Raw genomic sequence first — 14,450 nt, 5'->3', positions numbered from 1 at the left:
CCGACGTCGAAAATTGGCGAAAACAGAAGTGACAGCCAATCTCCCCCCTTGAGGGGGAGATGGCCGGCAGGCCAGAGGGGGGCGCTGGCCCGCAAACGAACGACTGGAGACCCCTCTGATGCCGACCCCGCTCGTTGTCTCCGACGTCGCGAAGAGCTTCACCATGCATCTGCGTGACGGCATCAAACTGCCGGTCGTCGCTGGTGTCTCGTTCTCCATCAAGGCCGGCGAATGCACGGTGCTCGGCGGCCCGTCCGGTGCCGGCAAGAGCTCGATCCTGAAAATGCTCTACGGCAATTATGCCGCCGACGAAGGCCAGATCATCGTCAATCATGAGGACGGGCTGATCGATCTCGCCAACGCCAGCCCGCGCACCGTTCTTGCCGTGCGCCGGCAAACGATCGGCTATGTCAGCCAGTTCTTGCGCACCGTGCCACGCGTCTCGGCGCTGGATGTGGTCGCCGAACCGCTGTTCGAGCGTGGCGAGGAGCGCGAGGCGGCGAGAGGCAAGGCGCGCGCGCTGCTGGCGCAGCTCAACCTGCCGGAGAAACTCTGGGCGCTGCCGCCGGCGACCTTCTCCGGCGGCGAGCAGCAGCGTGTCAACATCGCGCGCGGCTTCATCACCGAGCACCCGATCCTGCTGCTCGATGAACCGACCGCCTCGCTCGATGCCAGGAACCGCGACGTGGTGATCGAACTCATCGCCGCCAAGAAGGCGGACGGCGTCGCCCTGCTCGGCATCTTCCACGACCACGACGTGCGCGAGGCGGTTGCCGACCGCATCATCGACGTCACCGCGTTTGCCCCCGGGAAAATCGCCGCATGAGCAGGAAATTGTCGGAGACGCCGCTGGTTCACCCGACGGCGGAGGTGCACAATTCCACGCTCGGCCGCTGGACCGAGATCGCCGACCGCAGCCGGGTCTCGGAAAGCGAACTCGGCGACTATTCATACATGATGCAGGATTGCGCCGTCTGGTGCGCGACCATCGGCAAATTTGCCAACATCGCCGCAAGCGTGCGCCTCAATGCCACCAATCACCCGACCTGGCGGCCGACGTTGCACCACTTCACCTACCGCGCCTCCGACTATTGGGACGACGCCGAGCATGAGAGCGAATTCTTCGCGGAGCGTCGCGCCAAGCGCGTCACCATCGGCCACGACACCTGGCTCGGCCATGGCTCGACCGTCCTGCCCGGCGTCACCGTCGGCGAGGGCGCGGCGGTTGGCGCTGGAGCCGTCGTATCGAAAGATGTCGCCCCCTACACGATCGTCGCCGGCGTGCCGGCAAAACCGATCCGCGAGCGCTTCGACCGCCGCACGGCGGAGCGCTATCAGGCACTCGCCTGGTGGGATTGGGATCACGCCAGGCTGCGCGCCTCGCTCGATGATTTCCGGGAACTGTCTGCCGAAGCCTTCCTGGAGAAATACGAGGGATAGCTCCTCACATCGTCGTCATGGGAACTCGTTCATACCCTTGACATACGACTCGGACAGGAGGCCATCTTCCCAGGGAGATCGCCATGCCCGACACAATCAGCCCCTCGCTCGCCGGATTCTTTGCCGGCTCCAATCCTACCACCCCGGCGCATCTCGGCACACGCCACGACATGTCGGGCAACTTCCTGATCGAGCCCGGCAACACCGTCGTTAGTCACCTGGTCGGCGGCTCGCCGTCGGAGGCCGTGGTGCTTGCAGTGCGCGAGAAGATGCTGGCGATGCCTGACGCCGACCGGTTGGCCTTCACCCCCATCTCCAGCCTGCACATGACGCTGTTCCAAGGCGTCATCGAGTATCGCCGCCGCTTGCCCTACTGGCCCCAGGACGTACCGCTCGACACCAGCATCGAGGCCATGACCCGGCTCTATCTGGAACGGCTGAAGGATTTTCGGGGCTTCGGCCCGTTCAACATCAGGGTGGTCGAAATCGTGCCGAGCGGCCTCACCGTTGCCGGCGCGACCGACGACGACGTGCGCATCATGCGTCAATGGCGCGATGCGCTGGCGGTCCCGTTCGGGTATCGGCACCCCGATCACGACGCTTACGTCTTCCACATCACCTTCGCCTATCAGATCCAGCGTCTTGCCGACGACAGGGCGGCCGCGTGGCAGACGCTGTTCGACGATTGCCTGGCGCTTTTCGCGCGCCAGGCGCCGGTCATCGAGATCAAGCCGCCCGCATTCTGCAGCTTCCGCGACATGGAGCATTTCGAGGAATTGCAAGTGCTCGGCTGATCGCGCGGAAACGGGCGCATGACGCAGCGCCTGTGGAGCGTAACAAAACTGACATCCAGGCGACACGGCAGGTTCATGTGGCTGCGTTAGGCGAGAAGCCTGACGATCAACATGGTCCTGACGGGAACCTGCCCATGCCAGCAACCTCAGCCACGCTCGAAATCCGCGGCGTCACCCGACGATTTGGCAAGAACACCGCTGTCAGCGATATCAACATCTCGATCCCGCAGGGTCAGATGGTCGGCGTCATCGGCCGTTCCGGCGCCGGCAAATCGACCCTCCTTCGCATGATCAACCGCCTCATCGATCCCAGCCAGGGGTCGATTTTTTTTGACGGCGCCGAAGTCTCCCAGTTGCGCGGCTCACCGCTGCGGCGCTGGCAGCGCGACTGCGCCATGATCTTCCAGCAGTTCAACCTGGTGCCACGCCTCGACGTGCTGACCAATGTGCTGCTCGGCAAGCTGAACCACCGTTCGACGATATCGAACCTTTTCGGCATGTTCTCCCGCGCCGAATGCGCCGAGGCCGTCGCCGCCCTCGAGCGGCTCGACATCGCCCGCACCGCACTGCAGCCCGCCGGAACGCTATCGGGCGGACAGCAGCAGCGCGTCGCCATCGCCCGCGCCATGATGCAGCAGCCCAGGGTGATCCTCGCCGACGAGCCGATCGCCTCGCTCGACCCGCTCAATGCCAAGGTGGTGATGGATTCGCTGCAGGACATCAATCTGCGCGAAGGCATCACCGTCGTCACCAACCTCCACACGCTGGATACCGCCCGCACCTATTGCAACCGCATCATCGGCATGGCGGCCGGCAAGGTCGTCTTCGATGGCGCGCCGGAAGAGCTCGACCGCGAGGCCGTCCGCCTCGTCTACGGCGCCGACAGCAATGGTGGCGAGATTTCGGAGGCCATCACCTCCACCAGCGTTGCCTTCAAGCGAAAGATCGCCGCATCCGCCGGACCGCTCGAACCTGCATTCCCAGCTTACTGAGTTCAAGAAAGAGCGGCTCGGATCGTCCGCCCGCGTCAAGGGCACCTGTCAAAATCGATAACGCTGCCGGCGCGGGGCCGGAACCTACAGGAGAGATATCAATGTTCAGGAAGATGGTTCTCAGCGCCGTTTCGGTGCTCGCCATGGCCACCAGCATGGCCCACGCCGCCGATATGAAGGAATTCCGCGTCGGCATTCTCGGTGGCGAGAACGAAACCGACCGGCTGCGCAACTACCAGTGCCTGGCCGACCATTTGAAGGCCGAATTCGGCTTCGAAAAGGTCTCGCTGTTCCCGGCCGCCGACTATGACGGCGTCATCCAGGGCCTGCTCGGCGGCACGCTCGACTTCGCCGAACTCGGCGCTTCCGGCTACGCCAGCGTCGTCCTGAAGGACCCGAAGGCCGTTACCCCGATCCTCACCACCCAGCAGACCGACGGCGCCACCGGCTATTATTCGATCGGCCTGGCACTCAAGTCCTCCGGCATCACCGACATCAAGTCGGCCAAGGGCAAGAAGCTCGGCTACGCCGATCCGGATTCGACCTCGGGCTACCTGATCCCGCTGACCCAGATTCCGAAGGAGACCGGCGCTTCGAACGAGACCTTTTTCGCTTCGACCCAGTTCAACGGCGGCCACGAGAACAACGTCCTGGCCGTGCGTGACGGCAAGGTCGACGTCGCCGTCGATGATTCCTCGGGCATCGGCGACTTCAAGAACGGCTACACTTCGGGCACCTTCCACAAGGAAGTCGCCAAGGGCGCCGTCGACCCCAATGACTTCGTCGAAGTCTGGCGCTCGGGCCTGATTCCGAACGGCCCGTTGGTCGTGCGCACCGCGCTCGGCGACGACATGACCGCCAAACTGGCCGCCTTCTTCACCGACCTGCCCAAGAAGGACAAGGCTTGCTTCGAAGGCGTCGAAGGCGGCGATTTCACCGGCTACGTTCCGGTGAAGGCCGACTTCTACAACGTCATCGTCGAAGCCCGTAAGGCAGCCATCGGCGGCTAACGGCGAAATCGGAAAGGGCGGCGCTAAAAACGCCGCCCTTTTTGCATCTCCGATCATGACCCTTTCCGTGACAGCCCCCTCTTCTGGCGCTACCCACCAGATGGCCGATGCCTGGCGACGGCAGACGTCGTTGCGCCGGTTCTATACCGCCCTCGGCGTCGCGCTGCTGCTTGTCGCCATGCTCGCCAGCATGTGGTTTGCCGACGAAGCCAATGCCGGCCACTTCTTCGACCGGCTGCCGCACATCCTGGATTTCCTGAGCTGGCTCGTCCCCAAGGACTGGAATGACGTCTGGCGGGCTTTGTTCGACATCGCCTCGCCGCATGATACCGGCACCCAGGAATTCAACTTCCCGCTTGGACGCGTCTATGTCTGGGGCGGTTTCTACATCCCCGAATATTTCGAGCTGATGCTGACCACGGTGAACGTGGCGCTGGTCTCGACCTTCATCGGCTTCGTCTTCGCCGTGCCGTTCTCCTTCATCGCCGCGCGCAACCTGACGCCGCACCCTGTGCTGCGGCTTGTCGTCAAGCGCTTCATGGAGCTGCTGCGCGCCTTCCCCGAGATCGTCATCGCCGGCCTGTTCGCGGCCATCGTCTCGATCGGCCCGGTCGCCGCCATCATCGCCATCGGCCTGCATTCGATCGGCGCGCTGGGCAAGCTGTTCTACGAGATCAACGAGAACATCGACATGCGGGCCGAGGAAGGCCTGCGGGCGGTTGGCGCCAACTGGTTCGAGCGGGTTCGCTTTGCCGGCCTGCCGCAGGTTCTGCCCAATTTCATGTCCTACACGCTGCTGCGGATCGAGATCAACGTTCGCATCTCCACCATCATGGGCGCGGTCGGCGGCGGCGGCATTGGCGAGGAGTTGAAGCTCTCCATCTCGCGCGGCTTCGGCGCCAAGACGCTGGCGCTGGTGCTGCTTCTGTTCACCACCATCTTCATCGTCGACCAGTTCTCCGCCTGGCTGCGCCGCAAGCTGGTCGGCGAGCAGGCCTTCGTGATGGGGGCTTAGACCATGGTCCCGAAAAGTGGAGGCCGGTTTTCGGAAGAGATCATGGTCAAACAAAAAGATGAATCATGGTGACGATGACGTCAGACGAAATCAGCGCGATCGAGGACCGCTTTCCGCAGGTGTTCCAACGCCCGGCCTACAAGCGCTTCGGCCCGCTGTTCCTGCTTCTGGGCACAGTGCTCTACCTCGCCTATGCGATGTGGTTCTTCAGCCTGCCGCAGGTGCTGCGGGAATCGCACTGGGAGCGCCTGCCGCTGTTCCTGTCGCAGTGGGTCAGCTACGATCTGCAGCCGGAGTTTCGCCTCGACCAAGCCGAGATCACGCCAAAATATCCGCGCTTCTCCGCGCTTGGCGAGAACCCGAACCCCGACTGGGTGATCAGGAACCCGGACGGCACGTTCACCGTGCAGATCGACGGGCCGGCTAAATCCGTCACTTTCGACAAGGCGCAGGCGACGATCATGGCCAACGGCCAAACCGTGCCTGTCACGCTGACCAGCGGCAAGCCGGTTATCTCAGGCCCAGTGCCGGACTGGATCACCGCGCATGACGACGAAGTGGTCGCCAAGATGGACTTCGCCGGCGAGGTGCGCGTTACCGTCGATCGCGTCAAGGTGCGCAAGCGCTTCCTCGGCTGGGCGAATTTCGTCTTCGACACCCGCTCGCCCTTCTTCGGCAAATCGGCGGGAGACGTGGTCTCCCTGATCGTGTCCGGGCCGCAGTTGAAACCCGGCACCTCGAACCTCGCGCTGGCCGGCGACAACATCTGGAACAACGCCCAGTGGCAGCACGGCGACGTTTGGACGAAGCTGCTACAGACCATCGTCATGGCGTTTCTGGGCACGCTGCTCGGTGGCATCGTCGCCTTTCCGCTAGCTTTCTTTGCCGCCCGCAACATCACGCCGAGCGGATTGCTGAGCCAGGTGCTCAAGCGCTTCTTCGACTTCATGCGCTCGGTCGACATGCTGATCTGGGCGCTGTTCTTCACCCGCGCCTTCGGCCCCGGCCCCCTGGCTGGCAGTGCGGCGATCTTCTTCACCGAGATCGGCACGCTTGGCAAAACCTATTCCGAGGCGTTGGAGAACATCGACGACAAGCCGCGCGAGGGCGTCGTCTCGACCGGCGCCAACGGCCTTCTGGTGCAGCGCTACGGCGTGATACCGGAAGTGGTGCCCGTGTTCATCAGCCAGACGCTCTACCAGTGGGAATCCAACACCCGCGGTGCCACCATCATCGGCGCCGTCGGCGCCGGCGGCATCGGCCTGAAATTGTGGGAAGCGATGCGCACCAATTCCAACTGGGCCAATGTCTTCTACATGGTGCTGCTGACGCTGGTGGTGGTCTTCATCTTCGACAACATCTCCAACTTCCTGCGTCGCAGGCTCAGCCGGACGATCCACGATTACAACAGGATCCAGGCTGAACAGGGGTAGCCTTGTGACGCATAAGCGCGGGCGTCGTATAGGGCGCCAAGGGTCGACCCCCCACTCCGTCGAGCTGCGCTCGACACCTCTCCCCCGATCGACGGGGTAGAGGAAAGGCGCCAGGCTGTCCTAGCCGAAGCCTGTCCTCCTGGGCCGAATCTTCTTCCTCTTCCCGAGCCACCGGGCTCCCTTTCCTCTCCCTCCGGAGGGGGGAGAGGTGGCTCGGCGAAGCCGAGACGGAGTGGGGGAACCACCTGGCAATCGCCGCGAACCCAAAATCGAATGAACCAGACGCAATCATCGTCTCGCCTCGCGCCTAGGGTCGCCGACGCAGGTCTTCCGACCAGGGCGCCTAAGCCGCCCGTCTCCAACCGTTTTTGATATGGTTATACCCCTCCCGATACACCGCTTCCGGCGTCTCGGAAAAATCGCGCCACACCTTGGTCGCCGCCGCCAGATCCTTCAGCGAGCGGCCGAAAGCTTCGATCGTCAACCAGTCGTCATAGCCGCTCTTGCGGATCGCCGCGAACGTCTCTTTCCATGGAATGTTGCCGCGCCCCGGCACGCCGCGATCGTTTTCCGAAATATGGATGTGCACGATATTGCGGCGGTGCTTCGTGTAGGCGCCGATCGGATCTGCCTCTTCGATATTGGCGTGGAATGTGTCGTACATCGCCTTGATATACGGCCGGTCGATGGCGTCGATGTGCTCCGACAGGTCGGCCATCGTGTTGAGAAGATAGCATTCGAAGCGGTTCAGCGCCTCGAGCCCGATGGTGACGTTCCGCTTGCCGGCATGGTCGCCGATGGCGCGCTGCGAGGCGATCGAGCGTTTCTTCTCGGCGGCTGTCGGCCCGGAACCGGAAAAGGCGCCGAGTGTCGAGTGCAGCGGACCGCTCAGCGTCCTCGCCCCAAGCGCCTCGGCGCAATCGACAGCCCACTTCATGTAGTCGACCCCAGCCTTGCGCGTGGCCGCATCGGCCGAGATCAGGTTCATCGCCGGATCGCCCATTGCCGAGACCGCGGTCCGCTCCAAGCCGATGCGGTCAAGCAATTCGCCCAGTTTCCTGTAGTCGTCCGGTGTGCCGGAAAAGATCGGTATCTCGACGCCATCGAAGCCGGTCGCCTTGATGTCGCGTAGCAGCGGCTCGTGCTTCTTAGACACCGCCGTCGTCCACAAGAACATGCACATGCCGATTTTCATCGACGCCCCTCCCCTTGATCCCCCAGATCCCCTCAGTCTTAGAGTTTGGTCCACGCCCCGTTCTTCTTCGACGACTTCACGCAGGCCTCGATGAAGGCCATGCCCTCGACGCCGTCGGCGATCGTTGGGAAGACGACATCCTTTGCCGGCTTGCCGCCCTTCCTGCGCGCTGCCCGGATGGCGCGCGCGGCTTCCTGGTAGATGTTGGCGAAACCTTCCAGATAACCCTCGGGATGGCCCGATGGGACGCGGCTGACACGGCCCGCCACCGGCAGCGCGCCGGCACCGTTGCGGGTGATCAATTGCTTCGGCTGCCCGAACGGCGTGTACCAGAGATAGTTCGGATCGGCCTGCACCCATTCCAGCCCGCCCTTCGAGCCATAGATGCGCAACTTCAGGCCGTTCTCGTGCCCGGGCGCCACCTGGCTTGCCCAGATCATGCCCTTGGCCGGATGCGTCTTGCCGGAGGGCTTGAAGCGCAGCATGACGTTGACATTGTCGTCGAGCAGCCGCCCCGGCACGAAGGCATCGAGATCGGCCGAGAGCGAATCGAGTTCCAACCCAGAGACGAAGCGGGCGAGATTGTAGGCATGGGTGCCGATGTCGCCCAGCGCACCACCCGCACCCGCCTGCTTCGGATCGCCGCGCCATGATGCTTGTTTCTGGCCGGTGGCGGCGAGATCCTCGGTCAGCCAGTCCTGCGGATATTCGGACTGCACGATGCGGATGTCGCCGAGCATGCCCTTGGCGACCATCTCGCGCGCCTGCCGCACCATCGGATAGGCGGTGTAATTGTGGGTCAGCACGAACACCTTGCCGGTCTTCTCGACGATCGCCGCGAGCTTCTTCGCCTCGGCCAGCGTCGTCGCCAGCGGCTTGTCGCAGATGACGTGGATGCCCGCCTCGAGGAAGGCCTTTGCCGCCGGCACATGCACATTGTTGGGCGTCACGATGGCCACCGCCTCGATGCCGTCGGGACGTTTGGCCTCGGCCTTGGCCATCTCGGCATAGGACGCGTAGCTGCGGTCCGGATCGAGCCCGAGTTCGGCGGCCGAAGCCTTGGCGCGCACCGGGTCGGACGACAGCGCGCCGGCAACCAGCACGAAATCATTGTCCAAACGCGCCGCGATCCGGTGCACCGCGCCGATGAAGGCGCCCTGCCCGCCACCGACCATGCCGTAGCGGATCGGGCCGCCTCCCGTCTCCGACTTCGATGCGCCGACCATGTCTTTCTCCCTCATGTCTGAAATATCATTCCCTCGATGGAGGGAAGCCGCGTCAAATTCCCATCATGGCGCGCAACAGCTTCTTGTCGGTGGTGCCGGCGGCGAAATCGTCGAATGCCTTCTCCGTCACCCGGATGATGTGGTGCTGGATGAAGGGCGCCCCTTCGGCAGCACCGTCTTCCGGATGCTTCAGGCAGCATTCCCATTCCAGCACCGCCCAGGAATCATAATTGTACTGCGTCAGCTTGGAGAAGATGCCGCCGAAATCCACCTGCCCGTCGCCGAGCGAACGGAAGCGGCCGGCACGGTTGGTCCAGCTCTGATAGCCGGAATAGACGCCTTGCCGGCCGGTCGGGTTGAACTCGGCGTCCTTGACGTGGAAGGCCTTGATGCGCTCGTGATAGATGTCGATGAATTCTAGATAATCGAGCTGCTGCAGCAGGAAGTGCGACGGGTCGTAGTTGATGTTGCAGCGCTTGTGGCCGCCGACCGCGTCGAGGAACATTTCGAAAGTGGCGCCGTCGAACACGTCCTCAGAGGGGTGAATTTCATAGCCGACATCGACGCCATTGTCCTCGTAGACGTCGAGGATCGGCTTCCAGCGTTTGCCGAGCTCGCCAAACGCTTCCTCAATGAGTCCAGCCGGCCGCTGCGGGAACGGATAGAGGTAAGGGAACGCCAGCGAGCCGGTAAACGACACAGAAGCATTCAGGCCCAGATTGCGCGATGCTTTGGCGCCGAACTTCATCTGCTCGACAGCCCACTTCTGCCGGGCTGCGGGATTATTGTGCACCGACGGCGGCGCAAAGCCATCCATCTGCGCGTCATAGGCCGGATGAACCGCGACCAGCTGCCCCTGCAGATGCGTCGACAGTTCGGTGATCTCGACGCCGGCGTCAGCGCAGATGCCCTTCACCTCGTCGCAATAGGCCTTGGAAGACGCCGCTTTCTCGAGGTCGAACAGGCGTGCGTCCCAGGTCGGGATCTGCACGCCCTTGTAACCGAGACCCGCGGCCCATTTGGTGATCGAAGGCAGCGAATTGAACGGCGCCGCATCACCCGCGAACTGCGCCAGAAACAGTCCAGGACCCTTCATTGTCGTCGGCATCGGCATCCTCCTCATTTGTCGCGACCAAGCATAGCGCCGATTGGAAGCAGGGCCAGCCATTTTGGTCTTCTCGCATCGGGCGCTTTGCAGGCACTGCCATTCTGGTATTACCAAATGGGCAAATTTGGTCAAGCCTCCCAATGCGCCGCCAAAGCCCTCCAATTACTCAAAATGATGGCATATATCGCAATATAATCAATAGCGTAATCCGCGCGAAAAGTTGCGATGCCGCGCTTCTTGCCGTTCCGGGGAATTTGCTGTAGACCTCATTTAAGGCCCAATTGGTCGAACCAGTTTGCAAGGAAAAGGCTGGGGATGCCTTGGGGAGGAACACTTGCGTCGCCTTTCGGCGATGCATGTCGCAGGCAAACCATACGGACGAACTTTGGGAAGGACGGACCATGCATCTTTCGACGCACAACTGGATGCGCGCGGAACCTCTGGAGACGACGCTCAAACGCATCAAGAAATTCGGTTACGAGTCGATCGAGATTTCCGGCGAGCCCGAACAGTACAAGACCAAGGAGACGCGGGCGCTGTTAAAGGAACATGGCATCCGCTGCTGGGGCGCGGTCACCTTGATGCTGGGCGAACGCAACCTCGCCGCCAGGAACCAGGGCCAGCGCGAGCGCTCGGTGCAGTATGTCAAGGACGTGCTGACCATGGTCAGCGAACTCGATGGCGAGATCATCACGCTTGTCCCCGCGACCGTCGGCAAGGTGGTGCCTGACGGCACCGAGGAAGAGGAATGGAAGTGGGTGGTCGATGCGACCCGCGAGTGCTTCACCCACGCCAAGAAGGTCGGCGTCAAGATCGCGGTCGAGCCGCTGAACCGCTTCGAAACCTATCTGTTCAACCGTGGCGCCCAGGCGCTGGCGCTGGCCGACGCGGTCAGCCCCGAATGCGGCGTCTGCCTCGACGCTTATCACATCCACATGGAGGAATTTAACGTCCACGACGCCATCCGCCAGGTCGGAAAGCGCCTGTTCGACTTCCACGTCGCCGACAACAACCGCTTCGCCGCCGGCCTCGGCCAGATCGACTGGCCCAGGATCGTCGCCACCTTGAAGGAAGTCGGCTACGACGGCGCGCTGACCAACGAGTTCGTCGCCCCCGTCGACCGGACGCCGGCGGCACCCTACCCCGAAATGGTCGAGCGCCATCCGGTCGACATCTCGCCTGAACAGCTGAAGTTCATCCAGGACCATGGCTCCAGCGTGCTCACCGAAAAATTCTACACCGACCAGATGCGCATCACCGCCGAAACGCTGCTGCCGCTGATCAAGTAGTCGACTGCTTTGGGATTTTGCCCTTTCGCCCTGGCCGGCGGCAGGGCTGGGGAAAAATATGCGCATCAAGACCGTCCAAGCCTGGTGGGTCCGCATCCCGATCGAAGCCGCTCGGCAACACCGTAGCGACTTCGGCCAGGTCACGACCTTCGACGCCGCCATCCTGCGCATCGAAACCGATGATGGGCTGGTCGGCTGGGGCGAAGGCAAGAACGCCGCCGGCAGCGCCGGCAGTTACGGCGCCCTTGTCCACATGCTGAACCATGAGGTTGGGCCGCAGCTGATCGGCCGTGATCCGGCCGACATCGGCGTCATCTGGGAAATGCTCTACAACGGCGTGCGCCACGACAGCGCCATACGCGCCGGCCATGCCATGCCGCAGCTGGCGCGGCGCGGCATGAGTGTCGCCGCCATCAGCGCCGTCGACATCGCGCTCTGGGATATTCTGGGCAAATCGCTGGGCGTCCCGGTCTGGCGGCTGCTGGGTGGCCGCAAGGCCGACCGCATGCAGGCCTATGCCTCGGGTGGCTGGGCCGCCGCCGATGCCATTGGCGAGCAGTTGAAGTCCTATATCGCCCGGGGTGGCTTCAAGGCGCTGAAGATGCGGGTCGGCGCCATGGATGGCGCCGCGCACATTTCCGCCGCGCGCGTCCGCGCCGCGCGCCAGGCGCTCGGCCCCGACGTCGAACTGATGGTCGACGCCCACGGTACCTATACGGTCGCCGAAGCAAAGCGCTTCATTCATCTGGTCAACGACCTCGATCTCGCCTGGTTCGAAGAGCCGATCATCGCCGATGACAAGCCTGGCATGGCTGAAGTGCGCGCCTCGTGCGCCGTCCCGATCGCCACCGGCGAAAGCGAGGCGACACGCTATGCCTTCCGCGACCTCGCCGTGCTCAAGGCCGCCGACATCTTCCAGCCGGATCCTGCCTTCTGCGGCGGCATCAGCGAGGCGATGAAGATCGGCACCATCGCCAGCGCCTTCAACCTGCGCTTTGCGCCGCATCTGTGGGCCGGCGCCCCCTGCTTCTTTGCCGGGCTGCATGTCTGCGCCGCCTCGCCGGCGAGTTTCACGGTCGAATATTCGCTCGGCGCCAACCCGATGATCCACGATCTGATCGAAGAGACTGTCGAAGCAAGGGACGGTATGATAGCGATCCCCGAAAAGCCGGGGCTGGGATTCACCATTTCGGAGCGGTTCCTGGAGGCGCACGCGCAACGCAATTGACGATGAAAGAAAAGAACCTTCTCGCGGAACTCGCCGCCTATCTGTTCTCCCACTCGGACAAGGAGACCGGCCGGACACCGTCGGAACGTGAGCTGGCGGAGCATTTCGGCGTCAGCCGCGGCCAGATCCGCGAGGCGCTCGCCATCCTCGAAGCCATGCGGATCGTCGAACGCCGCGCCAAGTCCGGCATCTACATCGACACAAAGCAGGCGAGCGTCGAGGCGCTGGCGCTGTTTGCCCGCGCCGGGCTGCCGCTCGATCCGCTGCAGATTTACGAGACAGTCGAGTTGCGCAAGATCCACGAGATCAAGGCCGCAGAACTTGCCTGTTCGCGTGCCACCGAGGAAAATTTCGAACGCCTGCGCGAAATCCTCAAGGCTTCCGAGGAGCGCATCGCCGCCGGCGAGGGCCTTGCCAAGGAGGACCGCGAATTCCATCTTGAGATCGTGCGCGCCACCAAGAACAGCGTCTTCCACAACATCTGCAGCGTCTATTATTTGATGGGCGAGCAGCGCCTGCCGATCTATTTCAACGATCCCGAACGCAGCGTGCGCTCGCATGCCGAGCACGTGCAGATCTACGAGGCGCTGCTGCGCCGCGACGGCAATCTCGCCCAGGCGCTGATGAGCGCGCATCTGCAAGGGGCGGAAAGCTACTGGAAGGGCCTGATCGAAGGCGGCATGGCGGCTGCGCCGCCGAGCCCAGCGCTCGAAAAGGCCTGACCGTGGCCCAGCCGAAGATCCTGTCGACCCATCCGCTGCACCCGCGCGCCGCGGCCAAACTGGCGGGCGCCGGCCAGCTTGTGATCGCATCGGCGCTCGATGCTGGCACCTTGGCCAGGGAAGCGAAGGACGCCGACATCGTCATCGTGCGTGCACCGCTGCCGCCGGCGCTGTTCGAGGGTGCCTGGAAGCTGAGGGCGGCCATCCGCCATGGCGCCGGGCTCGACATGATCCCGATGGAGGCGGCGGCCGCCGCCGGTGTGCTGGTGGCCAATGTGCCGGCGGTCAATGCGCGCTCGGTTGCCGAACACGTCATGTTCACTGCACTTGCCCTGCTTCGGCAATTCCGCAAGGTCGACCGCGACCTGCGCACCAAAGGCTGGCTCGCCGGACGCGAGCATGCCAACGCCAACGTCGAACTCGCCGGCAAGACCATCGGCATCGTCGGCCTTGGCGCCGTCGGCCAGGCTGTCGGCCATATCGCAGCGCACGGCTTCGACTTGAAAGTGGTGGCCACGACGCGCAGCATGCAGCCGGCGCCGGAAAAGGTCGGATTCCTGTCGATCGATGCGCTGGTCGAGCAGAGCGACATCATCGTGCTCTGCTGCCCGCTGACGCCGGAGACGCGCGGCCTGATCAGCCGAGAGCGCATCGCCCGCATGAAACCCAATGCGCTGTTGATCAACGTGTCGCGAGGCCCGGTCGTCGATGACGACGCGTTGATCGAGGCCTTGCAGAAGCGCCGTATCGGCGGTGCCGCGCTCGACGTTTTCTCGACGCAGCCGCTGCCGTCGAATCATTCCTATTTCGGCTTCGACAACGTCATCATCACCCCGCATATGGCAGGGATTACCGAGGAATCGATGATGCGCATGGGCGTCGGCGCCGCGGGCGAGGCCCTGCTGGTGCTGGCTGGCAAACTGCCGGTCAACCTGCGCAATCCGGAAGTGGTCGATCACTACCGGCGGCGCTTTCCGCTCGACATATAGCGCATCGCG

The 14,450-nt window shown here is 63.4% G+C and carries 14 protein-coding genes; 11 read left to right on the top strand and 3 right to left on the bottom strand.

Annotation, left to right across the window (positions count from 1 at the left end; all coding sequences use genetic code 11):
- Positions 1-118 precede the first annotated feature (118 nt).
- The 7 genes from phnL (at position 119) to phnE (MESOP_RS08515) (ending at position 6,684) form a co-directional block, all read left to right on the top strand.
- Complete coding sequence (gene phnL / locus MESOP_RS08545) at positions 119-826, top strand: phosphonate C-P lyase system protein PhnL (protein ID WP_013892927.1); 708 nt, start codon at positions 119-121, stop codon at positions 824-826.
- Positions 823-1,440, top strand: coding sequence for a DapH/DapD/GlmU-related protein (locus MESOP_RS08540; RefSeq protein ID WP_013892926.1), 618 nt, complete (start codon positions 823-825; stop codon positions 1,438-1,440). The genes phnL and MESOP_RS08540 overlap by 4 nt, the downstream gene beginning before the upstream one ends.
- 83 nt (positions 1,441-1,523) lie before the next feature.
- A complete protein-coding gene (locus tag MESOP_RS08535) occupies positions 1,524-2,234 on the top strand; it encodes a DUF1868 domain-containing protein (protein WP_013892925.1) in 711 nt (236 codons plus the stop codon).
- A gap of 134 nt (positions 2,235-2,368) precedes the next feature.
- Complete coding sequence (gene phnC / locus MESOP_RS08530) at positions 2,369-3,226, top strand: phosphonate ABC transporter ATP-binding protein (RefSeq protein WP_013892924.1); 858 nt, start codon at positions 2,369-2,371, stop codon at positions 3,224-3,226.
- Positions 3,227-3,327: 101 nt separating this feature from the next.
- Positions 3,328-4,236: a phosphonate ABC transporter substrate-binding protein gene (gene phnD / locus MESOP_RS08525; RefSeq protein ID WP_013892923.1), complete on the top strand. Its 909-nt coding sequence runs from the start codon at positions 3,328-3,330 to the stop codon at positions 4,234-4,236.
- Between the two features lie 55 nt (positions 4,237-4,291).
- Positions 4,292-5,251, top strand: coding sequence for a phosphonate ABC transporter, permease protein PhnE (gene phnE, locus MESOP_RS08520; RefSeq protein ID WP_013892922.1), 960 nt, complete (start codon positions 4,292-4,294; stop codon positions 5,249-5,251).
- Positions 5,252-5,316: 65 nt separating this feature from the next.
- Entirely contained in the window at positions 5,317-6,684 is a 1,368-nt protein-coding gene (gene phnE / locus MESOP_RS08515; RefSeq protein WP_013892921.1) for a phosphonate ABC transporter, permease protein PhnE, read from the top strand.
- Positions 6,685-7,027: 343 nt separating this feature from the next.
- Here phnE (MESOP_RS08515) and MESOP_RS08510 read toward each other — a convergent pair whose 3' ends face one another.
- The 3 genes from MESOP_RS08510 to MESOP_RS08500 are packed head-to-tail and all read right to left on the bottom strand — an operon-like array spanning position 7,028 to position 10,213.
- Positions 7,028-7,879: a sugar phosphate isomerase/epimerase family protein gene (locus MESOP_RS08510; RefSeq protein WP_013892920.1), complete on the bottom strand. Its 852-nt coding sequence runs from the start codon at positions 7,877-7,879 to the stop codon at positions 7,028-7,030.
- A 38-nt stretch (positions 7,880-7,917) separates the two neighbouring features.
- Entirely contained in the window at positions 7,918-9,105 is a 1,188-nt protein-coding gene (locus MESOP_RS08505) for a Gfo/Idh/MocA family protein (RefSeq protein ID WP_013892919.1), read from the bottom strand.
- A gap of 52 nt (positions 9,106-9,157) precedes the next feature.
- Entirely contained in the window at positions 9,158-10,213 is a 1,056-nt protein-coding gene (locus MESOP_RS08500) for a sugar phosphate isomerase/epimerase family protein (RefSeq protein WP_013892918.1), read from the bottom strand.
- 401 nt (positions 10,214-10,614) lie between these two features.
- Between MESOP_RS08500 and MESOP_RS08495 the strand changes: the two genes are divergently transcribed.
- The 4 genes from MESOP_RS08495 to MESOP_RS08480 are packed head-to-tail and all read left to right on the top strand — an operon-like array spanning position 10,615 to position 14,441.
- Complete coding sequence (locus tag MESOP_RS08495; RefSeq protein ID WP_013892917.1) at positions 10,615-11,502, top strand: sugar phosphate isomerase/epimerase family protein; 888 nt, start codon at positions 10,615-10,617, stop codon at positions 11,500-11,502.
- A gap of 58 nt (positions 11,503-11,560) precedes the next feature.
- Positions 11,561-12,730, top strand: coding sequence for a mandelate racemase/muconate lactonizing enzyme family protein (locus tag MESOP_RS08490; protein ID WP_013892916.1), 1,170 nt, complete (start codon positions 11,561-11,563; stop codon positions 12,728-12,730).
- Between the two features lie 2 nt (positions 12,731-12,732).
- Positions 12,733-13,452: a FadR/GntR family transcriptional regulator gene (locus MESOP_RS08485; protein WP_013892915.1), complete on the top strand. Its 720-nt coding sequence runs from the start codon at positions 12,733-12,735 to the stop codon at positions 13,450-13,452.
- Positions 13,453-13,454: 2 nt separating this feature from the next.
- Positions 13,455-14,441 (top strand): hydroxyacid dehydrogenase, encoded by a 987-nt coding sequence (locus MESOP_RS08480; RefSeq protein ID WP_013892914.1) that lies wholly within the window; start codon positions 13,455-13,457, stop codon positions 14,439-14,441.
- The last annotated feature ends 9 nt before the right edge of the window (positions 14,442-14,450 follow it).

Origin of the sequence: Mesorhizobium opportunistum WSM2075, assembly GCF_000176035.2 — a bacterium.
Taxonomy (GTDB): Bacteria; Pseudomonadota; Alphaproteobacteria; order Rhizobiales; family Rhizobiaceae; genus Mesorhizobium; species Mesorhizobium opportunistum.
The sequence above is the reverse complement of the archived record's forward strand: the minus strand, read 5'-3'. Positions and strand labels throughout refer to the sequence as shown.

What these genes read in the sequence shown, in the direction of transcription:
- phnL (WP_013892927.1), top strand. Translation starts at nt 119, where the DNA reads ATGCCGACCCCGCTCGTTGTCTCCGACGTCGCGAAGAGCTTCACCATG.
- MESOP_RS08540 (WP_013892926.1), top strand. Translation starts at nt 823, where the DNA reads ATGAGCAGGAAATTGTCGGAGACGCCGCTGGTTCACCCGACGGCGGAG.
- MESOP_RS08535 (WP_013892925.1), top strand. Translation starts at nt 1,524, where the DNA reads ATGCCCGACACAATCAGCCCCTCGCTCGCCGGATTCTTTGCCGGCTCC.
- phnC (WP_013892924.1), top strand. Translation starts at nt 2,369, where the DNA reads ATGCCAGCAACCTCAGCCACGCTCGAAATCCGCGGCGTCACCCGACGA.
- phnD (WP_013892923.1), top strand. Translation starts at nt 3,328, where the DNA reads ATGTTCAGGAAGATGGTTCTCAGCGCCGTTTCGGTGCTCGCCATGGCC.
- phnE (WP_013892922.1), top strand. Translation starts at nt 4,292, where the DNA reads ATGACCCTTTCCGTGACAGCCCCCTCTTCTGGCGCTACCCACCAGATG.
- phnE (WP_013892921.1), top strand. Translation starts at nt 5,317, where the DNA reads ATGGTGACGATGACGTCAGACGAAATCAGCGCGATCGAGGACCGCTTT.
- MESOP_RS08510 (WP_013892920.1), bottom strand. Translation starts at nt 7,879, where the DNA reads ATGAAAATCGGCATGTGCATGTTCTTGTGGACGACGGCGGTGTCTAAG.
- MESOP_RS08505 (WP_013892919.1), bottom strand. Translation starts at nt 9,105, where the DNA reads ATGGTCGGCGCATCGAAGTCGGAGACGGGAGGCGGCCCGATCCGCTAC.
- MESOP_RS08500 (WP_013892918.1), bottom strand. Translation starts at nt 10,213, where the DNA reads ATGCCGACGACAATGAAGGGTCCTGGACTGTTTCTGGCGCAGTTCGCG.
- MESOP_RS08495 (WP_013892917.1), top strand. Translation starts at nt 10,615, where the DNA reads ATGCATCTTTCGACGCACAACTGGATGCGCGCGGAACCTCTGGAGACG.
- MESOP_RS08490 (WP_013892916.1), top strand. Translation starts at nt 11,561, where the DNA reads ATGCGCATCAAGACCGTCCAAGCCTGGTGGGTCCGCATCCCGATCGAA.
- MESOP_RS08485 (WP_013892915.1), top strand. Translation starts at nt 12,733, where the DNA reads ATGAAAGAAAAGAACCTTCTCGCGGAACTCGCCGCCTATCTGTTCTCC.